The organism is Frateuria sp. GZRe12, assembly GCF_051900535.1.
Classification (GTDB): Bacteria; Pseudomonadota; Gammaproteobacteria; order Xanthomonadales; family Rhodanobacteraceae; genus Frateuria_A.
Window position 1 is genome coordinate 21,855 of record NZ_JBHZGI010000003.1, and the last position, 22,074, is coordinate 43,928.

Consider the following 22,074-nt stretch of genomic DNA (forward strand, 5'->3'; position numbering starts at 1 on the left):
GCGGGTCGGTGCTAGGCGCGCCGCGCCGCACGGGTCGCACGCTATCCGGCGGCCAGTCGTGCCAGGGCGCGCCAGGGCTCGAGGTCCCAGTGACCGCGCGCCTGGCCCGAAGGCGAGGGCAGGGCGACCACCCGGGTTTGTCCGATCCGCTCGGGCTGCAATCCACAGTCCCCGATCGGCCGGCCGAGCGCCGCGCGCGCAGCCGCCTTGCTGGTGAAGGCGAGCAGCCGCGGTTGGAAGCGTTCGATCTTGGCGAGCAGCGCGGGGACGTCGAACGCATCGCGCGGCAGATCGGCGTCGTTGCCGCTGTGACGCTTGGCAAGGTCGGTGAGGCCGATACCCAGGTCCAGCAGTTGCGGGTACTCGGTCGGTACGAGGCGGCGCGGCGTGATGCTGGACTCGAACAGCGCACGCCAGAACAGGTTGCCAGGGTGCGCGTAGTACGCGCGCTCGCGCGCCGAGCGCTCGCCGGCGGCGGTGCCGCAGAACACCAGCGCCAGGCCCGGACGCAGCAGGTCGGGCAGGACGTGCAGCTCAGCCGGCAGCTTCATCGAGGAGGAAATCGGTGAACTGGAAACGCTCGTCACGCAATACGGACTCGCCGCGGCGCAAGCGCAATGCGTGGGCGAACAGCGGTCCGCCGAAACTCAGCGTGTGGAATTCGCCGCGCTCGCCGCAGGGGTCGACGCCGGCGGGCAGGCTGTCGAGAAGGGCCCCATCGTAGGGGCGGCCGCAGTATTCCGCCGCCAGCTGGTGCGTATCCACGCAGCAAAGCAGCGCGCGATGCCCTTCGCCGACAAAGCGGCGAGATAGCGCGTCGGTATCCTCGCCCCAGATCGGAAACACCGCGCGCCACTCGGCGCGACCGAGCTGGCGCACGCGGTAGTCGCGCACGTCCTGCAGGAACAGGTCACCGAAGGCGCAATGGCGAATGCCTGGCCAGCGCATGCGCGCCTCGGCCAGCGCGCGTTCGTGCGCCGCTTCGTAGGCTTCGTTGCTGCCGGGCCAGTCCATCTCCACTTCCAGCAGCGGCAGGCCCAGCGCATCGGCCTGCGCGAGCAGGACGTCGCGACGCACGCCGTGCATGGCGATGCGCCCGTAGGTGCGATTGACGGTCGTCAGCAGCGCGGCGACCTGCCACTGCGGATCGGCTCGCAGCCGCTCAAGGGCCATCAGGCAATCCTTGCCGCCGCTCCAGGCGAGGAGAATGGGAGTCGCAGTCATCGGCCTACTCTACGGCACGCTGAACTGCGCAGGGTGGGCTTCGGCTCGTCCTGGCGGTGGAGAAAAGCTGGCGGGCTGAAGCCCGCCCTGCGGTGTCAGGCTGGCCGCCTGAACGTTCCGGCCATGGCCTGCCCACACGACGTGGACGCGCGGGCAGGCAGGGTGGGGACATGACGGAAAACCTGCTGGAGATCTGGAACGACCAGCCCTGGATCCGCCTGGGCGTGACGATCATCGTGGCGTTGCTGGTCGCGATCGTCGTCCACCGGCTGGTGCGTGCGTTGCTGTGGCGCTTCAGTGATGGCCATCCGATGGCGCGCGAGATGCTCAGGCAGGCGCGCGCGCCGATGGGCTGGCTGGTGCCGTTGCTGGTACTGGTGCTGGCACTGCGTACACGGCCCGAGGCGGACCAGCTGCACCTCGCTGCGCCGGCCGAACAGATCCTGGTGATCGCCCTGATCGCGGTGGCCACGTGGCTGGGCGTGCGCTGCATCAACGCCGTCGAGTTCTTCTTCTGCCGGCGCTTCCCGGTGAACACCGAGAACAACCTGCGCGCGCGGCGGGTGCTGACCCAGGCGCGCGTACTGGGGCGCACGGGCTCCGTGTTGCTGATCCTGATCGGCCTCGCCGCCTGCCTGATGATGATCCCCGGCGTGCGCCAGATCGGCACCAGCCTGCTCGCCTCGGCGGGCCTGGCGGGGCTGGCCGTAGGCCTGGCCGCCAAACCCGTGCTGAGCAACCTGATCGCCGGCCTGCAGATCGCCATCACCCAGCCGATCCGGCTGGACGACGTGGTGATCATCGAGGGCGAGTGGGGCCGCATCGAGGAGATCACCGGCACCTACGTGGTGGTGCGCATCTGGGACGAGCGGCGCCTCGTGGTGCCGCTGAACTGGTTCATCGAGAACCCGTTCCAGAACTGGACGCGCACCAGTTCGCAGCTGATCGGCACCGTCTACCTGTGGCTGGACTACCGCGTGCCGCTGGAACCGCTTCGCGAGGAGGTCAAGCGGTTGTGCAAGGAAGCGCCGCAGTGGGACGGACGCGTCTGTGTGTTGCAGGTGACCGACGCCACCGATCGCACGCTGCAGATACGCATCCTCGCCAGCTCGGCCGACTCGGGCAGCAACTTCGATCTTCGCTGCCACGTGCGCGAGGGCATGATCGCGTTCGTCCAGCAGAACTATCCGGATAGCCTGCCGCGGATGCGGGCCGAGATAGGAGAGCCGCCGGGAGTGGTCGGCCGGCCGCGAGAACATCCGTAAGGCGGGCCCCAGCCCATCGCCATTCCGCGGAAAACCCGCGGGCCGAAGCCCACCCTGCGCCGCTCAGCTCGACGCCCATGCCAGTCGCGCATGCACCCGCCCGTCGCGCAGATCGAAGTGCAGTTCCATGCCAAGCGCTTCGGCCGCCGCGTGCGAGAGTGCCAGCCCCAGGCCTGCATGCCCGGCGTGCGGCGGCTGCTTGCGCCAGAAGCGCTGGCCGAAGCGCGCGAGGTCGGCCGGTTCCAGCCCGGGTGCGGCGTTGCTGATGCGCAGGCTTTCGGCATCCAGGTCGATCCGCACCGTATCGCCGGCCGGCGCATAGGCGCAGGCGTTGCCGAGCAGGTTCCCCAGCACGACCTCCAGCAACGCCGGATCGGTGTGCAGGCTGGCCGGCGGCGTGCCATACACGGATAGCCCGACGCCCTGTCCGACAACGTGCGCGCGTTGGCGCTGGAACTGGCGCTCGAGCCAGGGCGCCAGTTCCAGCGGCTGGCGTTGAGGGTGCTCCAGGCCCGACTGCAGGCGGGTGAGCAACAGCAGCGCAGCGACGGTCGCTTCCAGCTCGGCGCCGATCTGGCCGATCTCGCCAAGAATCTGGCCCAGCTCCCGCCCGCTCGGATAGCGCGCCTCCACCTCGGCCAGCGCACGCAGTTCGGCCAGCCGCGTGCGTGTCTCGTGGGCCAGGCCGCTGGCGAACTGGCGCTCGCGGGCGAGGCCTTCGTCCATCCGCGCCAGCACGTCGTTGAACCGCGCCACCAACGGGTCGAGCTCGCGCATGCCGCTGGCGGGCAATCGCCGCCCGGGGGCATGCGGGCCGATGTCGCGCATGCGCTCGACCAGCGCGCGCACCGGCTTGAGGCCGCGTCGCACGATCAGCGGCACGGCCGCCAGCGCGACCAGCAGCGCAAGCGCGGGGCTCAGGGCGAGAATCCAGTCCAGCGTGGTCAGCAAGCGATCGAACGCGCGGCGGTCCTGCACGAAAAGCAACGCACAGCGCTGCGTGGGCGGCCGGGTGGCGGAGGGCTCCTGGAAGGCGAACATCACCGCACCCAGCCGTCCGGACCCGTGGTGCAGGTTGACGAAGCGCGGCGTGGCTCCGGCGGCCGCCGGCCAGTCGCGAGGCATCGCCGGTGGCGGTGGCGTGCTGCGTTGGGCCGGCATGCCCTCGCAGCGCAACTCGTACCATTCGCCGTCGCTCCCGAGCAGCCCGGCGGGCCCCTGCGGTTCGCCGGCCTCCTGCTCGATCTCCACCACCGTGGTAAGCGCCTGCGCCTGGGTCAGAAGGTTCTCGCGATAGCGGGTTTCCATCGCGTGGTCGATGCGCCAGTCCATCAGCAGCGCACCGCCGCCGAGCAGCGCCAGACTGGTACCCACCAGCAGCAGGGTGATGCGTGCGGCGAGCGAGGGCGGTTTCACGGGATCAGGTAGCCGGCGCCGCGGCGGGTTTCGATCAGGCCGGCCAGTCCGGCGGCATCGAGCTTGCGGCGCAGGCCGAACACCAGCACCTCGACGCTGCGATCGGAGACGTCGGTATCGCTGCCGGCGGTGCGTTCGAGGATTTCCTGGCGCGTGAAGGCGCGCCCGCGGTGGCGCAGCAGCAAGCCCAGGACGGCAAACTCGCGCGGCGTTAGCGGCAAGGGCTGGCCATCCACGCTGGCGCGCTGGGCCAGCGGGTCCCACGCCAGCGTGCCCAGCGTCAAGACCACCGGTTGCGCCTGCAGCGGCCGGCGCGCCAGCGCATGCAGGCGGGCGACCAGTTCGTCGAAGGCGAAGGGTTTGACCAGGTAATCGTCGGCGCCGGTGTTGAGCGCCTCGATGCGGTCGCCCACCTGGTCACGCGCGGACAGTACAAGCACGCGCGGGCGCCGTCCGCCGGCTGGCAGGGTGCGCAGCACGCCCAGGCCATCCAGCCGCGGCAGCATCAGGTCCAGTACGACCAGGTCATAGTCGTAGCCCGCCAGGAAGCCCTTGGCCTCGATCCCGTCGGCCGCCGCGTCGACCGTGAAGCCGGCGCCCCGCAGACCGTGCTGCAGGGTGCCGCGCAGGCGTTCGGAATCTTCCACCAGCAGGAGTTTCATGTGGGCGGAGTCTACTCAGTGGGCGGCCGTTGCGCCCGCCCGAAGGACGGCGGGGCTGGAAATCGTCCGCCCGGCCCCGTGCTCTGGCGCATCGACAGTTTCATCGCCCACCCGCTATAAAGACGCAGATCAACGGGGGTGGGTGTGAGCGAAGAGATCCTGATCAACGTGACGCCCCGTGAAACCCGGGTGGGCGTAGTCGAGAACGGCATGCTGCAGGAGGTGCACGTCGAGCGCGCCTCCCGGCGCGGTTATGTGGGCAACGTGTACAAGGGCCGCGTGCAGCGGGTGATGCCTGGCATGCAGGCGGTTTTCGTGGAGATCGGCCTGGAGCGCGCGGCGTTCCTGCACGCTTCGGACATCGTGCGCCCGCCGCTGCCCGAGGGTGCCGAGGTGCATGGCAATGGCCACACGCCCTCGATCAGCGAGCTGGTGCACGAGGGCCAGGAGATCGTGGTGCAGGTGGTCAAGGACCCGATTGGCACCAAGGGCGCGCGGTTGTCCAGCCATTTGTCGATTCCCTCGCGCTACCTGGTGCTGCTGCCGCACGCACGCACGCTGGGCATCTCCGCGCGCATCGAGGACGAAACCGAGCGTGCGCGCCTGAAGGACGTGCTCGGCGGGCTCATCGGCGAAAATCCGCTCGGCTACATCGTGCGCACCAACGCCGAAGGGCAGTCGGCAGAATCGCTGGCCTTCGACGTGACCTACCTCAGCAAGGTCTGGCGCGTGGTGCAGGAGAACATCGCCAAGGCCAAGGTCGGCGAGCGCGTCTACGAGGAACTCTCGTTGCCGCTGCGCAGCCTGCGCGACATGCTCACCGACGACATCGAGAAGGTGCGCGTCGACTCACGCGAGACGCACGAGAAGGTGGTCAAGTTCGTGCACAAGTTCATGCCGAGCCTGGACGACCGCATCGAGCACTACGCCGGCGAGCGGCCGATCTTCGATCTCTATGGCGTGGAGGACGAGATCCAGCGTGCGATGAAAAAGGAAGTGCCGCTCAAGTCCGGCGGCTACCTCATCGTCGACCAGACCGAGGCGATGACCACGATCGACGTCAACACCGGCGGCTACCTCGGTACGCGCAACCTGGAGGAGACGGTCTATCGCACCAATCTGGAGGCCGCCCAGGCAGCCGCGCGGCAACTGCGCCTGCGCAATCTCGGTGGCATCATCATCATCGACTTCATCGACATGAACGATGAGGAGCACAAGCGCCAGGTGATCCGCATGCTGGAGAAGGGTCTGGCGCGCGACCACGCCAAGACTACGGTCTATCCGATGTCGGCGCTGGGCCTGGTCGAGATGACCCGCAAGCGCACCACCGAAAGCCTGGAGCGCCAGCTGTGCGAACCGTGCCCGGCATGCGGCGGGCGCGGCACGATCAAGACCGCCGAGACGGTCACCTACGAAATCTTCCGCGAGATCACCCGCGCGGTACGCCAGTTCAACGCCGAAAAGCTGCTGGTGATGGCCAGCCCCAAGGTCGTCTCGCGCATCCTCGAAGAGGAATCGGCGGCGGTGGCCGAACTGGAGGAGTTCATCTCCAAGAGCATACGCTTCCAGCCGGAAGAGCATTACTCGCAGGAACAGTTCGATGTGGTCTTGCTGTAAGCGAAGGATTGCCCGCAACGCCGGCCGGGACGGAACGAGGTGAACGCGCGCTGGCGACAGCGCCTGCACCCGGCATTGCGCGCCCTCGGCTGGGGCGCCGGCATCGCGGTGATCACGCTGGCCGTGCTGGTCGCGCTGGCGCAATTGCTGCTGCCGCTGCTGGCGCGGCATCCGCAATGGGTCGCCGCCCAGCTCTCCGAGCGCCTGCATCGCCCAGTGAGCTTCGCCTCGATGGAAGGCCATTGGCGCGGTTCCGGTCCGCTGTTCGTGATGCGCGACGTCACCATCGGCCCAGGCCCCGGCGGCGGTAGCCCGCTGCATTTGCCCGAGTCGGAACTGAAGATCGACTTCGGCAGCTGGTTGTTGCCCTCGCGGCACATGCTCGATCTGCGGGCGCGCGGACTGGAGCTGGACCTGAGCCGCGACGGGCAGGGCCGCTGGCACGTCAATGGCATCGGCGGCCCCGGGGGCGGCGCGCGGCAGGACTTTTCGATGGGCCCGGTCTCGCTGGGCATCTGGCTGCGCGACCTGCGCCTGATCGTCACCGACGAGGCCAGCGGGCATCGTTACACCGTGCTTGCCGACCAACTGCGGCTAAGCCGGCAGGGCAGCCGCGTCCGCTTTGGCGTGGCGCTGCAGCGTGAGGGTGCGAGCGGCCAGTGGCGTGGTGCCGGCAGCTTTCGCGAGGACGGCAGCGAGGGCCGCCTGTGGCTGGCCGGCGACCGGCTCGACCTGCGCGCGCTGCTTGGCGACGTGGCCATGGACGGCTATGTGGCCAAGACCGGTACCGGCAGCCTGGCCGCCTGGCTCGACTGGAAGGATCGCAAGGTCGTGCGCGCCACCTTGCGCCTGGACCTTGCCGACCTTGCCGTCGAGGGGCCTGCAGGAACCGCGAAGGTGCCCGTCCTGCGCGGCATGGCGGGCGTCAGCCAAAGCGTGGACGGTTACGAGGTTCGCTATGCCGCCGATAACGGCGGTGCGCTGGCACTGGCGCTGCACCAGGCGGAGAGCACGCCGCGCGTGAGCCTGGCAGCGCGTGATCTCGACCTCGCGCCGCTGCTGCCATGGCTGGCGCTCAAGCCCGGCCTGGCGCCGTCGCTGGGCGCCTGGCTCGGTAGCGGACATCCGCATGGCCTGCTCAAGCAGGCCGCGCTGCAATGGTCGCGTGCCGGCGGCGTGCGGGATCTGCAGGTGTCATTCTCGAACGCCGGCATCAACGCGATCGGCAAGTTGCCTGGCATCAGCCGCCTCGACGGCACGTTGCGCGGGGATGCGCAGGGCTTTGCGCTGGAACTGCCGGCGCAGGCCACCGTGGTGGACGCAACTCCCGGCTTCCGCAAGCCGTTCGGGCTGACGCGACTGGCCGCCACCGTAGCTGCCTGGCATGCCGACGGGGCGTGGCAGGTCGGCATCGACCCGCTGGCGTTCCAGGGCAATGGCTTCGCCGGCAGCGTGCGCGGCACGATGGCGCTGCCCGACGATGGACGCCGGCCCTTTCTCGATCTGTATGCGCACGTCGACCAGGCGCAGGTGGTGGCCGCCAAGATGTTCTGGCCGGTCGACGCCATGTCGCCGACCGCCATCGAATACCTGGACCGCGCACTGGTCGCGGGAACGGTGGACGAGGGCGACCTCGTCGTGCGCGGCAACCTGGCCGACTGGCCGTTCCGCCACAACGAGGGCCGCTTCGAGGCGCATGCGCGCATCAGCGGCCTCACTTTCGACTACGGCGAGGGCTGGCCGCTGGCCACCGGGCTATCCGTGGAAGCGAGCTTCGTAGGCAACGGCATGTTGGCCGAGGCGCAGGGTGGCGAGTCGCTCGGCATCAAGATCGATCGTGCGGTGGCGCTGATCCCCGAGTTCTCCGACACCACGGTCGATCTCAACGCGCAGGGCAATGGCAGCGGCGCGAACCTGATCAAGTTCCTGCGACAAAGCCCGATCGCGCGCGACCAGGCCGACACGCTGGCCAAGTTGCACCTGGGCGGCAGCGGTGCGTTCGGGTTCCACCTGTCGCTGCCGGTGAAGGACACCCGGGCGCTGCGACTGGATGGCAGCGCCCAGCTCACAGGCATGGACGTGGACGCGCCTGAATGGAAGCTGGAACTGGACAAGCTGGATGGCCCGGTGAGCTTCGACGCCCACGGCGTGCATGCCGGTCCGCTCGCTGGCGGATTCCGCGGCCAGCCCTCGTCGCTGGACCTGGCGATCGCCGATGCGACCGGCCAGCCGGACACGGTACTTTCGGCGCGGCTCCAGGGGCGCTATGCCATCGCCGAACTGGTGCAGGGCTATCCGCAACTCGAATGGCTGGGCAAGGCCGCCCAGGGGCGCAGCGACTACACGATCGGCTTCGACATCACCCACGGCAGCGGCGGGGAGTCGGTGCAGACGCTCAGCGCCGACAGCACGCTCGCCGGCACCACGTTGAAGCTTCCGGTGCCTCTGTCCAAACCGGCCGATGCCGAGCTGCCGTTGCATCTGACCGTGGGCGTGCCGGTGGACAACGCCAGGCTGGACGTGGCGCTGGGCGACGTGATGCGCGCGCGCTTCCGCCTCCCCGCGGGCGACACTCAGCCGCTGGCCGCGGCGATCGCTTTCGGTACCGCCATGCCCGAGAGCCTGCCGGACAGGGGCCTGCGCATCCGCGGCCACGCCACGGCGCTCGACGTGTCCGGCTGGGTGCAGCATGCGGTGGCCGGCACCGGCAGTGATGGCCCCGGGCTTGAGAGCATCGATGCCCAGGCCGATCGCGCGCTGGTGTTCGAACACGATTTCCCGCAGATGCATATCAAGGCCATGCCCGGGACCGACGGGCTGGCAATCGACGTGGACAGTCCGGCGCTGGCCGGTCATGTGGACGTGCCTTCGGCCGACCTGCGCAAGCGTGGCATCACCGCACGCCTGCAACGCCTGTACTGGCCGCAGGCGGCGCCACCGCCTACGGGCAAGCCCTCGGCCAGTCCGGCCCGGGCCGCAGCGCCGTCATCGCCTGTTGCCACGGCGCAACCCCCACCCGAACCGTTGGGCGACCCGTCCGCCACGGGCATCGATCCGGGGTCGCTGCCGCCGTTCCACCTGTGGGTAGGAGACCTGCGACTGGGCGCGGCCCGGCTCGGCGAGGCGCGGCTGGAGACCTGGCCCACGTCGCAGGGCATGCACATCGACCAGCTGCGTGCGCTGTCCAAGAGCGTGCAGCTAAACGCCGGCGGCGACTGGAACGGCACGGCGCAGGCCAGCCACACCCAGATGCGCATCGACTTCGCGGCGCAGAACCTGGGCAGCATGCTCACAGCCTTCGGGTACGAAGGCCTGTTCAGCGGTGGCAAGACACATGCGGTGCTCGATGCGAGCTGGCCAGGAGCGCCCACGTCCTTCGCGCTTGCGAACATGACCGGCACGCTCGGCATCGACGTCAGCCACGGTCGTATTCCCGAGCTCGCTCCTGGCGTGGGACGCCTGTTCGGGCTGGTTTCGGTGGCTGAGCTGCCGCGACGCCTCACGCTCGATTTCGGCGACGTGTTCGGCAAGGGGCTGGCGTTCGATTCGATCAAGGGCGACTTCCGCTTCGCCGCCGGCAATGCCACCACCGACAACCTGCAGATCCGAGGGCCCGCCGCGGACATCGACATTCATGGCCGCACCGGCCTGCGCACGCGCGACTACGACCAGCAGGTCTACGTCCTGCCTCACGTCGGCAACAGCTTGCCGGTGGTCGGCGCGGTGGTCGCCGGACCGGTGGGTGCCGCTGCCGGCTTCGCCGTGCAGGGGCTGCTCGGCAAGGGGCTGAACAAGGCCGCCAGCGCGCGCTACCACGTCACCGGGAGCTGGGAAAAGCCGGTGTTCACGCTGGTGGAGAAACACGAAGCGCAACCCGCGCCGGCCGCTTCGGTGCCGGCACCGGCGGCAAGCGCGGGGCGCTGAAAACCGGCGGCATCGCAAGGTCGCGCCCCATCCGCCCCGCCTGTCGGCACCTTCCCTCGCGATCGCGGGCAAGGCTCCTTAGCGTGACGCGGCGTGCCGAATCCGTGCCCCGTTCGTCGGGGAGCCCAAAAGGCGGGCAGGGTCGCCTTTGCGGCGCGCTTGCGCCTACTTCCGCCGAAAGGGAAACAGCTGCTGCCGCACGAAACCGTCCGGCATGTAATCGCCCACCACGCCGTACTTCTCCGGGAACACCTTGGGCGACTTCACTGCCGTGCCGAACAGGTGGTCGAGGAAGGCGTAATGCGCCGCGTAGTTCCGGTCGATCGCCTCCTCGTCGGAGGCGTGGTGCCAGTGGTGGAAGTCGGGCGTCACCAGCAGGTACTTCAGCGGGCCCCAGGGCAGGTGCACGTTGGCGTGGTTGAACACTGCCTGGAAGCCGACGATGAGGATGTAGCCGTTCATCACCGCTTCGGAGAAGCCCAGGATGTATAGCGGCGCCAGCACGCACACGCGGGTGACGATCAATTCCAGCATGTGCTGGCGCGAGCCGGCCAGCCAGTCCATCGTCTTGACGCTGTGGTGCACGGCATGGAAACGCCACAGGAACGGCACCTCGTGGTACGCGCGATGCGTCCAGTACTGCGCCAGGTCCGCCACCAGCACGCACAACAGCAACTGTGGCAGGAACGGAACATCCCGTACGGCCTGCTGGAAGCCACTGCTGACCAGCCAGCCGAACAGATGGTGCAGCAGGAAGTTCACGCTCAGCAGCGCCAGCCCGACGATGAAATGGTTGACCGCGAAGTGCTTGAGGTCGGTCTGCCACTCGGCGCGGAACAACGTCTGTCCCCTGTACAACGGAAACAGCTTCTCGATCACCACGAACACCAACGTGGAGCCGAGCAGGTCCAGGATGAACCAGTCCAGCCCGATGTAGGGCGTGTGGTCGGGGAAGTTGCCCACCGGCACCCGCGAGCCGCCCAGCGCGGTGGCGGCGAGCACCAGCGCAAAGGCGACCAGGTTGAGGTTGCGTCGGCGCCCCAGCACCAGGTTGCCCAGCGACATGCCACCGGCGACCAGCAGCGCCACCAGCAGCAGCTGGCGCAGCACGTCGACCGAGTACTGGTGGCGCAGGTCCGGCGTGGTCAGGTACTGCGGGAAATGGAAGGCCAGCACAGCCAGCAGGCCCAGGAATCCCAGCGACAAGGCCACCACGCTGCTGAGCTTGCCCGCGCCCGGGCGCAGCGCGCCGTGGCGTTGCAGCAGGTCGTGCGTCTCGCCGATGGGCGCCTTCACGGCGTTGTCCAGCAGCTCGCGGGTGAGCCTGTGCCTGGTATCCCTGCTCATGATGCGGCCTCTCCTTGGTGATGTCGGCGCATGGTAGCCGCAGCCGCGCGCGTCGTGCTTTAAAGGGCCGGGTGCGACCCCATGTGGGATAGTCATCCCTTTCGCCCAAGGTTGCCGGCTCCATGGATTCACTCATTGCCCACGTAGAGAACAAGCTGCTGGCCCCCGGTGGCCTGGTGACCACCGACCTCGAGCGCGTGTTCGCGCAGCTGATGGGACCGGACATCGACGCGGCGGACCTGTATTTCCAGCATTCGCGCAGCGAGTCCTGGTTGCTTGAGGAAGGCATCGTCAAGGACGGCAGCCATTCGATCGAACAGGGCGTGGGCGTACGCGCCATCAGTGGCGAGAAGACCGGTTTCGCCTATTCCGACGAGATCGTGCTGCCGCAATTGCTGGAGGCTTCCAAAGCCGCGCGCGCGATCGCCCAGGGCGGGCAGGGCGCCGGCAAGCCGCTGGCGCTCAACGGTGGGCGGTCGCTCTATCCGGCGCTGGACCCGGTCGAGAGCCTGCCCAATGCCGACAAGATCGCGCTGCTGCGCGAGGTTGACGCCTGGGCGCGCTCGCGCGATCCGCGCGTCAAGCAGGTGATCGTGAGTCTGGCCGCGACCATGGACACGGTGTTGGTGGCCGCCGCCGACGGCACCCTGGCGGCGGACGTGCGCCCGCTGGTGCGGTTGAACGTGCAGGTGATCGCCGAATCCAACGGCCGTCGCGAGCAGGGCAGCGGCGGCGGCGGCGGACGCTACGGCTATCGCGAGCTGATCGAGAACGGCCGCGCGCTGGCCTTCGCCGAAGAGGCCGTGCGCCAGGCACTGGTCAATCTCGACTCGGTCGACGCCCCGGCCGGGCAGATGACCGTCGTGCTCGGCCCCGGCTGGCCCGGCGTGCTGCTGCACGAGGCAATCGGCCACGGGCTGGAAGGCGACTTCAACCGCAAGGGCAGCTCGGCGTTCGCCGGACGCCTGGGCCAGCGCGTGGCCGCGCCCGGCGTAACCGTGGTCGACGACGGCACGCTGCCCAACCGTCGGGGCTCGCTCAGCGTGGACGACGAGGGCACGCCGACCGAATGCACGACGCTGATCGAGGACGGCATCCTCGTGGGCTACATGCAGGACAGGTTGAACGCGCGCCTGATGGGCATGAAGCCGACCGGCAACGGCCGCCGCGAATCGTTCGCGCAGCTGCCGATGCCGCGCATGACCAACACCTACATGCGCGCCGGCTCGCACGATCCGGCCGAGATCATCGCCTCGGTCAAGCGCGGGCTTTACGCGGTCAACTTCGGCGGCGGCCAGGTCGACATCACCAGCGGCAAGTTCGTGTTCTCCGCCAGCGAGGCCTACCTGATCGAAGACGGCAAGATCACCGCCCCGGTCAAGGGCGCCACCCTGATCGGCGCCGGCCCGGAAGTGCTTACCCGTGTGTCCATGATCGGCAACGACCTCAAGCTCGACGAGGGCATTGGCGTGTGCGGCAAGGACGGCCAGAGCGTGCCGGTGGGTGTGGGCCAGCCAACCTTGAAGATCGACGGCATGACCGTAGGCGGCACTGCCGCCTGACGCGCAGTTGATCTCTCTCCCTTCCGTCTCTTTACCGATCCCGTGGAGCGATGCCGTCCCAACTTCGACGGGGGAAGAGAGACCAATCCAACGCATAAAAAACACCGGCGCAAGGCCGGTGTTTTTTTAGTTCATTGCAGTCGCCGGATCAGATTGCCAGATCCTTTTCCTTCTTGCCGGCCTTCAGCGCGTCGTTGAACCAGCGCGGACGCTTGCCGCGGCCGGACCAGGTCTGCTCCGCATTGGCCGGATTGCGATACTTCGGCGCCACCGTGCCGGTGCTGCGACGGGCTTTGCGGGTGCCGCCGAAGATGTCTTCCATGTTGTAGCCCTCGGCCTTGACCATGGCATGGATCTTCTCGCGCAGCTTGGCGACCTTCTCCTTGCGCAGCTCGTTCTGGCGCACCTGCGCCTTGCTGATCAGTTCATTGAGCTGGTTGTGATTGAGGTTCTTGATGTCGACTGCCATGCGTGGGCTCCCGGATAAGTCTTCGATTATGTGTTTTCTGCCTCTCGTCATTGAGAGCGGTGCTTCCTGTCGGAGGCATTCTCGCCCAACGACGGGGGCGATTGCAAAACGGCCGATTATCCCGCGGGAGGGAATAATGCGATCCACCGCATAAAAACCGCCCGGTTCATTGCCAAACCCGGCGGCACGGTAATTTACCGTACTGCCGGATCGCCACTTACTGTTACGCCAGCAATGTGAACAATTCGTCCTCGGTAATGGCGCGGTTTTCCGATTCCGAGCGCCGGCGGTATTCGAGTGTGCCGGCAGCCAGGCCCCGCTCGCTTACCACGACCCGGTGCGGAATGCCGATCAATTCCAGGTCGGCAAACATTTGGCCGGGACGTAGTCCACGGTCGTCCAGCACCGTTTCGATACCGCGTTCTTCGAGCTTGCGGTAGAGGGCTTCGGCAGCCGCGCGCACGTCGGGCAGGTTTTTGGGGTTGATGATGCAGACCGCTACCCGCCAGGGCGCCATGGTTTCCGGCCAGATAATCCCGGCCTCGTCGTGCGATTGCTCGATCGCGGCGGCCACGATGCGGCTCACGCCGATACCGTAACAACCCATCATCATCACCTGCGCCTTGCCCTGGTCGTCCAGTACCGTGGCGCCCAGTGCCTGGGCGTATTTCTGGCCCAACTGGAAAATGTGGCCGACCTCGATGCCGCGAGCCAGTCGCAGCGTGCCGAGACCGTCGGGGGAGGGGTCGCCCTCGACTACCTGGCGGATGTCTTCCACGCGGGTGATACGCGCGTCGCGTTCCCAGTTGGCACCGGTGTAATGGGTGCCGTCGGCATTGCCACCGCAGACGAAATCGGCCAGCACGGCGGCACTGCGGTCGACGATTACGGGGATCGCATCGGGCAGCCCGACCGGGCCGATGAAGCCGGGACGCGTGCCGGTCGCGGCGAGAATCTCTTCTTCCGTCGCGAGCACCGGCTCGTCCGGCAATTCGGCCAGTTTGCCGGCCTTGATCTCGTTGATCTCGTGGTCGCCGCGGAGGCAGAGCGCAACCAATCCGTCGCGACCGCGAACCAGCAGCGTCTTGACGCACCGCTGGGGCGGGGCACCCAGGAAGGCGCTGACCTCGGCGATCGTCTTTTGCGTGGGGGTGTCAACACGCTCGAGCGCTGCCTGCGGGGCAGGTCGCCCGACGGCGGGCGCCAGGGCTTCGGCCTTTTCGATATTGGCGGCGTAATCGGAACCGTCGGAGAACGCGATCGCATCCTCGCCCGAATCGGCGAGCACCTGGAATTCATGGCTGGCGTTGCCGCCTATCGCACCGGTATCCGCCTGCACGGCGCGGAACGAAAGGCCGAGCCGTTCGAAAACACGCGAATAGGCTTGGTACATCACCTCGTAGGTATCGCCCAGCGATTCGGCCGAGAGATGGAAGGAGTAGGCGTCCTTCATCAGGAATTCGCGCGCGCGCATCACGCCGAAGCGCGGACGGATCTCGTCGCGGAATTTGGTCTGGATCTGATAGAAATTGACCGGCAGCTGTTTGTAGCTCTTCAGTTCGTTGCGCGCGAAGTCGGTAATGACTTCCTCGTGCGTGGGACCGAAACAGAATTCCTGGTCCTTGCGATCCCGGATCTTCAACAGCTGGCCGCCGAACTTTTCCCAGCGGCCGGTCTCTTCCCACAATTCTTTCGGCTGTACCGCGGGCATCAGCAATTCGATCGCGCCGGCGCGGTTCATTTCCTCGCGCACCACGTTCTCGACCTTGCGCAGCACGCGCAGGCCCAGCGGCGTCCAGGTGTAGAGGCCGGAGGCGAGTTTGCGGATCATGCCGGCGCGCAGCATCAGCCGGTGGCTGGCGACTTCGGCGTCGGCGGGTACTTCCTTGACGGTGGCCAGGTGGAATTGGCTGAGGCGCATGGCGGGTAATCCGGGGACAAAGAGGCCGATTATACGTGGGCCATCCCCGGCTTACGCGTCAACGACGCCGTCGCTGAGTCCTACTGGCTGCAGAACTGCTGGTACTGCTGTTCGGCCAGGGCGACCTGCTGGCTGCGCTGGGTCTCGTCCAGCGGCACCGACTTGCCGTCCTGCTCGAGCACCACGCCTTCCTTGCCCTTGAGCAGGTCCAGGTTGGCCTTCAGCGAGGCGCACAGCTTGGCGCGATTCTCCGGGGTATTGGCCATTCCGCCAGTACCCGCGGATGCAGCCTTGGCGGCGGCTGCTGGCGCGGCGGTCGACGGTGCAGGCGCCGCAGGTTGTTCCATGCCGTTGGTGTCGATGCGGTTGTACTTGGTGCCCTGCGGCGGCGGGGTCTCGGAGTAGTGCACGGTGCCGTGGGAATCGGTCCACTTGTACACCTGCGCGGCGACCGCGGGCGCGAGCAGCAGCAACACGAGGGCGAAGGGCAGGCGGCGCATGGGATTCTCCGAGGGGCATGGGGCCCCGGCACTAGTTAACACTCCCAACGGCCGGACTCAAGCATGGCGGGGCCGTTGACGGGCGATGGTTTACACTCTCGCGCATTCCGTCACGGATCGTTGCATGAGCGAGAACACGCCAGTCCGAACGCCCCGCCACCGGGGCATTTACCTGCTGCCGAACCTGTTCACCACGGCGGCGATGTTCGCCGGCTACTACGCCGTGGTGGCGAGCATTGGCCATCGCTTCACCGAGGCCGCCATCGCCGTATTCGTGGCGGCGGTCCTGGACGGCATGGACGGGCGCGTGGCGCGGCTGACAGGCACGCAGAGCGAGTTTGGCGTGCAGTACGACTCGCTGTCGGACCTGGTCAGCTTCGGCCTGGCGCCGTCGCTGGTGATGTACAACTGGTCGCTGTCCTCGTTGCGCGACTACGGGCTGGTCTGGGGCAAGATCGGCTGGGCCGCGGCGTTCCTCTATGCCGCTTGCGGGGCGCTGCGCCTGGCGCGCTTCAATACCCAGGTCGGGGTGATCGACAAGCGCTATTTCCAGGGATTGGCCAGTCCGGCGGCGGCGGCGGTGTGCATGTCGTTCGTGTGGACCATGGAGAAGTTCCAGGTTCCCGGGCCGAGCCTGTGTTTCCTCACCCTGGCCATGGCGGTGGTGGTCGGCCTGCTGATGGTCTCCCGCTTCCGCTACTACAGCTTCAAGTCGCTGCCGATGGGCGAACGTGATCGCGTGCCGTTCCTTTGGGTACTGGTTGCGGTGCTGGTCCTGGTGCCCTTCCTGATCGACCCGCCGCGGGTGCTGTTCGTGGTGTTCACGCTGTACCTGCTGTCCGGCCCGGTGGTGACGCTGTGGGGCCGCGCTGCCCATCGCCGGCGGACCCGTCGCGCCAGGCCATGAGCCCGGCGCCCGCCAGCCGCGGACCGGCCTCACGCCGCACGAGGGTTTTGCGCGTGCTCGGCGTGACGCCCTGGGTGCGCCGCGCGACTGCGCAAGCGCAGCCGGACGAGCCAGGCGACGCGGCCGCGGAGCCGATGGCGCCTCCAGCCTCTTGCGTGGTGTTGTTGCCGGATGGTTGCGCCGCGCGTGAGCTGGACCTGCTCGGCCGGGCATTGGCCGCCTATGGTCCCGGGCTTGCGCGCGCGGGACGCATCACGGTCAGGGACGGGCGGCCCACCGCCACCGTGCCGCCGGTGCGCGCCTACCTCGTGTTCGGACAGGCGCAGGCGCACGCGCTGGGGCGGGAACTGCCCGCGGCGGTGATGAACCAGGCGCAGATCGTGCTGGCCGACGAACCGAACGAGGTGCTCGCCAACGGTGCTGGCAAGCGCAGGCTGTGGACCGCGCTGCGCCAACTGCGGCGCGCGCTGGCGGGAGGTGCGTGATGGTGGCGGTGGCACGTCCGCGCATCGAGATCCGCGCGATGCGGCGCGAGGACGTGGTCGCGGTCAGTGCGCTCGAAAGCGCGTCCTACGATTTCCCGTGGTCTTCCGGCATTTTCAGTGATTGCCTGAAGGCCGGCCATCCATGCTGGGTGCTGTGTTGCGAGGGCGACGTCGCCGGCTACGGAATCCTCTCGGTCGCCGCCGGCGAAGCGCACGTGCTCAACCTGTGTATCGGCCCCGACTGGCGCGGCCGCGGCCTGGGTCGGCACTTGCTCGGCCGGCTGCTCGACGTGGCTCGCTGGAGCGGCGCCGAACGGGTGTTCCTGGAGGTACGCCCCTCCAATCCGGTGGCGCAGGAGCTCTACGCTTCGGTCGGCTTCAAGGAGATCGGCCGGCGCCCGCGGTACTACCCGGCCAAAGGCGGGCGCGAGGATGCAATCGTGATGGCGCTGGATCGGGAATCCGCGTCTCCCTGAGGCAACGTCCGTGGGAGCGCACCCTGTGCGCGACCAGATCATCCGCACAGGTGCGCTCTACAGAGCTGGCTCAGCCCAGCTTGCGTGCCTGTTCCCGCAGCGCTTCCAGTTGCGTGCCCCAGTCGACGATCCGCTGGCGCTCCTGCGCCACCACTTCGGACGGTGCGTTGGCCACGAAGTTGGCGTTGCCCAGCTTGCCCTCGCACTTTTTGATCTCGCCCTCGATGCGCGCGATCTCCTTGGCCAGGCGCGCCTTTTCCGCGGTGAGGTCGATCAACCCGGCCAGCGGAATCAGCACGCGCAAGCTGCCGACGACCGCCGCGGCCGACGCCGGCTCGCCTGCACCCGGCTCGATCCACTGCGGCGCCTCGGTGCGTGCAAGGAAGGCGATCTGCGCGGCGAACTTGGCCGTGCGCGAGCGATCGGCCGGGTCGCCATCGGCCAGCAGCAGCGGAATGGTCTTGCCGGGCGCGATGTTCATTTCCGAGCGGATGCGGCGGATGCCCGAGAGCACCGCCTTGAACCATTCGATCTCGGCGCTTGCGGCCTCGTCGACCGGCAGTTCGGCCACCTTCGGCCAGGGTCGTTCCATGATGCTCGACGCCCCGATGCCCAGCCGCGGCGCCACCGCCTGCCAGATCTCCTCGGTGATGAAAGGTATGACCGGATGCAGTGCGCGCAGCACGGTTTCCAGCACCACCAGCAGGGTGTGCCGCGTGGAGGTGGCAGCCCGCGCATCGTCACCGCCAAGTGCCGGCTTGGATAGCTCCAGGAACCAGTCGCAATATTCGTTCCAGACGAATTCGTAGAGCGCCTGCGCCAAAAGGTCGAAGCGGTAGGTGGCGAAGTGCTCCTCCACCTCGGTCAGGGTCTGCTTGAGGCGCGTGAGGATCCAGCGCTCCGCCTCGGTCACCGGTGCGCCGGTAGGCGCGTCGATCGGAGCCTCGGGGAGATTCATCAACACGAACCGCGCCGCGTTCCACAACTTGTTGCAGAACGCCTTGTAGCCCTCGGCGCGCTTGATGTCGAAGTTGATCGTGCGGCTGTAGCTGGCCAGCGCGGCGAAGGTGAAACGCAACGCATCGGTGCCGATCGAAGGGATGCCCTGCGGATAATCCTTGCGGATGCGCTTCTCGACCTTCTCGCGTACCTGCGGGATCAGCAGCGAGCGCGTGGATTTCTCCACCAGCGGTTCCAGCTCGATGCCGTCGATCAGGTCCAGCGGGTCGAGCGTGTTGCCCTTGGACTTGGACATCTTCTGGCCTTCGGCGTCACGCACGATGGCGTTGATGTAGACCTCGCGGAAGGGCACCTGTTTGGTGAAGTACAAGGTCGCCATCACCATGCGCGCGACCCAGAAGAAAATGATGTCGAAGCCGGTGACCAGCACCGCGCTGGGCAGGAACAGCTTGTCCTGCTCCCAGTTGGCGACGATCTCGCCGCGCTCGTTCTTTACCGGCCCCTGCATCGGCCAGCCGAGCGTGGAGAAGGGCCACAGTGCGGAGGAGAACCAGGTGTCGAGCACGTCCTCGTCCTGGCGAAGCTCGCCCACCGGCGGGGTGGGGGCATGACGGCGGGCATCGGCTTCGTCCTCGCCAACGAAGATGTTGCCCGCCTCGTCATACCACGCCGGAATGCGGTGGCCCCACCAGAGCTGGCGGCTGATGCACCAGTCCTGGATGTTGTCCAGCCACTGGGTGTAGGTAGTGGTCCAGTTCTCCGGCACGAAGCGGATATCACCCGAGCGGACCGCTTCGAGCGCCGGTTCGGTGATCGCCGTGCGACCGCCCGGGCGGCCATCGGCCAGCACGTCTGAGGTGAGATCGACGAACCACTGGTCGGTCAGCATCGGCTCGATCACCGCGTCCGAGCGCTGGCTGACCGGCACCTGCAGCTTGTGCGGTTTGCTCTCGACCAGCAGGCCTGCGGCTTCCAGGTCGGCCAGCACCACCTTGCGCGCGTCGTAGCGGTCCAGGCCGCGATATTTCTCCGGCGCGTTGTCGTTGACCTTGGCGTCCAGCGTGAAGATGTTGATCGGCGCCAGCTTGTGCCGCTGGCCGATGGCGTAGTCGTTGAAGTCGTGCGCCGGGGTGATCTTCACGCAGCCGGTGCCGAAATCGCGATCGACGTAGTCGTCGGCGATGACCGGGATCTGCCGGCCGGAAAGCGGCAGGTGCAGCATCGAGCCGATCAGGTGCGCGTAACGCTCGTCCTCGGGGTGGACTGCCACCGCGACGTCGCCCAACATGGTTTCCGGGCGGGTCGTGGCGACCACCACGGAGCCGGCGCCGTCGGCGGTCATGTAGCGGATCGACCACATGTGGCCGTCGCGCTCGACATTGTTGACCTCCAGGTCGGACACCGCCGTGCCCAGCGCCGGATCCCAGTTCACCAGGCGGTTGCCGCGGTAGATCAGGCCGTCGCGATACCACTGCACGAACACCTTGCGCACCGCGGCCGAGAGACCCTCGTCCATGGTGAAGCGCTCGCGCGACCAGTCGGCAGCCACGCCCAGGCGGCGCATCTGATTGGTGATGGTCGAGCCGGACTCCTCCTTCCACTGCCACACGCGCTCGACGAACGGCTCACGGCCCAGGTCGTGCCGCGACCTGCCCTCGGCGGCGAGCTGGTTCTCGACGATCTTCTGCGTGGCGATGCCCGCGTGGTCGGTGCCGACCTGCCACAGCGTGTTCATGCCGCGCATGCGCTGGTAGCGGATCAGCATGTCCATCACGGTCTGCTGGAACGCGTGTCCCATGTGCAGCGTGCCGGTCACGTTCGGCGGCGGCAGCAGAATGCAGTAGGGCTCGCCCTGGCCGGTCGGCTTGAACGCCCCACGCTTTTCCCATTGGGCGTACCACTTCGATTCGATCTGGCCGGGTTCGAAACTCTTGTCCATCGGAAACTCGCGATGCGCGCCGTGCGGCGCGCGCGTCATGAAGGTAAGCGGGTGATTGTACGGGGCGCGCGTGATCGTCCCAAGCGCAGGCCTCCGCCGGCAAGGTTCCGGCGGACAGCCGAAAGGCCCCGGCTCGTGACGAGCCAGGGCCCACGGTTGCCAGATGGTGGCCGGAGCTAGGCCACGAAGGCGTCGGCCAGCGACGCCGCGTGTACCGGAGGCATGGCCTGCTGTTGCTCGTGCTGCTCCACCTGCATGCGCGTCAGGCGGGTCACGACCAACAGGAACAGCGCCGCGGCGCAGAGGTTAAGGCCCTGCCCACCGATCAGCAGCAACTGCTGGGTATGAAGCCCATCGAACGTGTGCTCGGGCTTCAGGTACTGCGTCACGAACCAGTAGGACAGGTTGCCGGCGACCCAGAAGACCCACCACAGGCGAAGCAACGACGGCGTGCCGAGTTTCTGCCAGCGCGTCGGTGCCTGGGAGCCCAGCCAGATCTGCGTCATCGCGCGCAACGGCCGCACCAGGTTCATGACCGGGACCGCGTACCAGCCCACCGCCCAGCCGGGCGAGTCATCCAGGCCCCTGGCCCCGAGCGCCCGGACATTGCAGGCCATCCGGTACACCCAGCAGCCGGCCCAGATGTAGCAGGCAAGCATGAGCACCAATTGCAGGCGGAACAGGTTCAGTTGCAGCCAGCCGGCCCCCGCCAGCTTGTCCTGCAGTGTTGCGGTGATCCCGCTGTCGATGCCCTGCTGGAGCAGTTGCAGGCCGTAGGCCATGACGCCCAGGACCGCCAGCGTCAGCAGGACGAAGGCCCCGATCACGCCCCGGGCCCCATTGCCGAGCGAGTTCGGAGAGCGAAAGACGTATTGCCCCGATGGCGCCGAAGATTCGCTCGCGACCGAGCCCGGCGTGCTGAAAGGATTGACTCGCGACATAACGGCACCCCCATGCCTTTTTGCCGACCGGCCAGTCGCCGGCGGCCCCACTATGCGCCTGAGGTATGGACAGGGCAAGCGGGGGTATGGTAGGTGGGCGCTTCCCGCTAAAGCAGCTCGATCCCGAACCGGCGCACCGCCAGTGCGAACAGGCCGAAGCACGCCACCGTGATGGCGGCGCAGGCGAGCAGCGTGAACCAGAATCCCAATCGCGGCAGCAGGGCCGGGAAGACCAGGAACATCGGCAACGTCGGCAGCACGTACCAGAAGGTGTACCAGGCGTGGTTGGCGATCTTCTGCGACGACTGGTGTTCCATATAAAGCCAGATCAGCGCCAGGATCGTCACCATCGGCAGCGCGCCGAGCAGGCCGCCCAGCCGGTCGCTGCGCTTGGCGGCCTCAGATACCAGAACCACCACGGCGGCGGTAACCAGGTATTTGGTGATCAGCCAGGCCATG

18 protein-coding genes are annotated in these 22,074 nt (G+C 67.7%); 7 read left to right on the forward strand and 11 right to left on the reverse strand.

Going from position 1 to position 22,074, the window contains the following annotated elements; all coding sequences use genetic code 11:
* Positions 1-41 precede the first annotated feature (41 nt).
* Together ACFWZ4_RS08660 and ACFWZ4_RS08665 are read right to left on the reverse strand one after the other, a co-directional pair.
* Positions 42-551: a mismatch-specific DNA-glycosylase gene (locus ACFWZ4_RS08660; RefSeq protein WP_439704297.1), complete on the reverse strand. Its 510-nt coding sequence runs from the start codon at positions 549-551 to the stop codon at positions 42-44.
* Entirely contained in the window at positions 535-1,224 is a 690-nt protein-coding gene (locus ACFWZ4_RS08665; RefSeq protein WP_439704298.1) for an ATP-binding protein, read from the reverse strand. Before ACFWZ4_RS08665 ends, ACFWZ4_RS08660 begins: the two co-directional genes overlap by 17 nt.
* Before the next feature lie 170 nt (positions 1,225-1,394).
* Between ACFWZ4_RS08665 and ACFWZ4_RS08670 the strand changes: the two genes are divergently transcribed.
* Positions 1,395-2,489, forward strand: a complete 1,095-nt coding sequence (locus ACFWZ4_RS08670) for a mechanosensitive ion channel family protein (protein WP_439704299.1) — start codon at positions 1,395-1,397, stop codon at positions 2,487-2,489.
* A gap of 63 nt (positions 2,490-2,552) precedes the next feature.
* On the opposite strand, the gene ACFWZ4_RS08675 is transcribed toward ACFWZ4_RS08670, so the two are convergent.
* Positions 2,553-3,905, reverse strand: coding sequence for a sensor histidine kinase (locus ACFWZ4_RS08675; RefSeq protein WP_439704300.1), 1,353 nt, complete (start codon positions 3,903-3,905; stop codon positions 2,553-2,555).
* Positions 3,902-4,567, reverse strand: a complete 666-nt coding sequence (locus tag ACFWZ4_RS08680) for a response regulator transcription factor (protein WP_439704301.1) — start codon at positions 4,565-4,567, stop codon at positions 3,902-3,904. Before ACFWZ4_RS08680 ends, ACFWZ4_RS08675 begins: the two co-directional genes overlap by 4 nt.
* A 144-nt stretch (positions 4,568-4,711) precedes the next feature.
* On the opposite strand from ACFWZ4_RS08680, the gene rng reads away from it, so the two are divergent.
* Entirely contained in the window at positions 4,712-6,184 is a 1,473-nt protein-coding gene (gene rng / locus ACFWZ4_RS08685) for a ribonuclease G (protein WP_231324199.1), read from the forward strand.
* 39 nt (positions 6,185-6,223) lie between these two features.
* Positions 6,224-10,108: a YhdP family protein gene (locus ACFWZ4_RS08690; protein WP_439704302.1), complete on the forward strand. Its 3,885-nt coding sequence runs from the start codon at positions 6,224-6,226 to the stop codon at positions 10,106-10,108.
* A gap of 165 nt (positions 10,109-10,273) precedes the next feature.
* Here the strand turns inward: ACFWZ4_RS08690 and ACFWZ4_RS08695 are convergent, their stop codons facing one another.
* The gene (locus ACFWZ4_RS08695; RefSeq protein WP_439704303.1) at positions 10,274-11,455 is read right to left on the reverse strand and encodes a sterol desaturase family protein; all 1,182 of its coding nucleotides are present in this window, start codon (positions 11,453-11,455) and stop codon (positions 10,274-10,276) included.
* Between the two features lie 122 nt (positions 11,456-11,577).
* Here ACFWZ4_RS08695 and tldD point away from each other — a divergent pair, with 122 nt between their 5' ends.
* On the forward strand, positions 11,578-13,017 hold the full coding sequence (gene tldD, locus ACFWZ4_RS08700) for a metalloprotease TldD (protein ID WP_439704304.1): 1,440 nt from the start codon (positions 11,578-11,580) through the stop codon (positions 13,015-13,017).
* A 148-nt stretch (positions 13,018-13,165) separates the two neighbouring features.
* Here the strand turns inward: tldD and ACFWZ4_RS08705 are convergent, their stop codons facing one another.
* The 3 genes from ACFWZ4_RS08705 to ACFWZ4_RS08715 all read right to left on the reverse strand — a co-directional run bounded on the left by ACFWZ4_RS08705 (position 13,166) and on the right by ACFWZ4_RS08715 (position 15,907).
* Entirely contained in the window at positions 13,166-13,486 is a 321-nt protein-coding gene (locus ACFWZ4_RS08705) for an H-NS histone family protein (RefSeq protein WP_231324207.1), read from the reverse strand.
* Positions 13,487-13,709: 223 nt separating this feature from the next.
* The gene (locus tag ACFWZ4_RS08710; RefSeq protein WP_439704305.1) at positions 13,710-15,407 is read right to left on the reverse strand and encodes a proline--tRNA ligase; all 1,698 of its coding nucleotides are present in this window, start codon (positions 15,405-15,407) and stop codon (positions 13,710-13,712) included.
* A gap of 80 nt (positions 15,408-15,487) precedes the next feature.
* Entirely contained in the window at positions 15,488-15,907 is a 420-nt protein-coding gene (locus ACFWZ4_RS08715) for a DUF4124 domain-containing protein (RefSeq protein ID WP_439704306.1), read from the reverse strand.
* Between the two features lie 124 nt (positions 15,908-16,031).
* On the opposite strand from ACFWZ4_RS08715, the gene pssA reads away from it, so the two are divergent.
* Genes pssA through rimI form a run of 3 tightly spaced genes read left to right on the forward strand, consistent with a single transcriptional unit; the run spans position 16,032 to position 17,775 of the window.
* On the forward strand, positions 16,032-16,814 hold the full coding sequence (pssA, locus tag ACFWZ4_RS08720; protein ID WP_231324213.1) for a CDP-diacylglycerol--serine O-phosphatidyltransferase: 783 nt from the start codon (positions 16,032-16,034) through the stop codon (positions 16,812-16,814).
* A complete protein-coding gene (locus tag ACFWZ4_RS08725) occupies positions 16,811-17,299 on the forward strand; it encodes a hypothetical protein (RefSeq protein ID WP_439704307.1) in 489 nt (162 codons plus the stop codon). Before pssA ends, ACFWZ4_RS08725 begins: the two co-directional genes overlap by 4 nt.
* The gene (rimI, locus tag ACFWZ4_RS08730) at positions 17,299-17,775 is read left to right on the forward strand and encodes a ribosomal protein S18-alanine N-acetyltransferase (RefSeq protein ID WP_439704308.1); all 477 of its coding nucleotides are present in this window, start codon (positions 17,299-17,301) and stop codon (positions 17,773-17,775) included. The genes ACFWZ4_RS08725 and rimI overlap by 1 nt, the downstream gene beginning before the upstream one ends.
* Positions 17,776-17,845: 70 nt before the next feature.
* Here the strand turns inward: rimI and ACFWZ4_RS08735 are convergent, their stop codons facing one another.
* The 3 genes from ACFWZ4_RS08735 to ACFWZ4_RS08745 form a co-directional block, all read right to left on the reverse strand.
* Complete coding sequence (locus ACFWZ4_RS08735; protein WP_439704309.1) at positions 17,846-20,674, reverse strand: valine--tRNA ligase; 2,829 nt, start codon at positions 20,672-20,674, stop codon at positions 17,846-17,848.
* 176 nt (positions 20,675-20,850) lie between these two features.
* Positions 20,851-21,501, reverse strand: a complete 651-nt coding sequence (locus ACFWZ4_RS08740) for a DUF4328 domain-containing protein (protein WP_439704310.1) — start codon at positions 21,499-21,501, stop codon at positions 20,851-20,853.
* Positions 21,502-21,722: 221 nt separating this feature from the next.
* Entirely contained in the window at positions 21,723-22,073 is a 351-nt protein-coding gene (locus ACFWZ4_RS08745; RefSeq protein ID WP_439704311.1) for a DUF3147 family protein, read from the reverse strand.
* Between the last annotated feature and the right edge of the window lies 1 nt (position 22,074).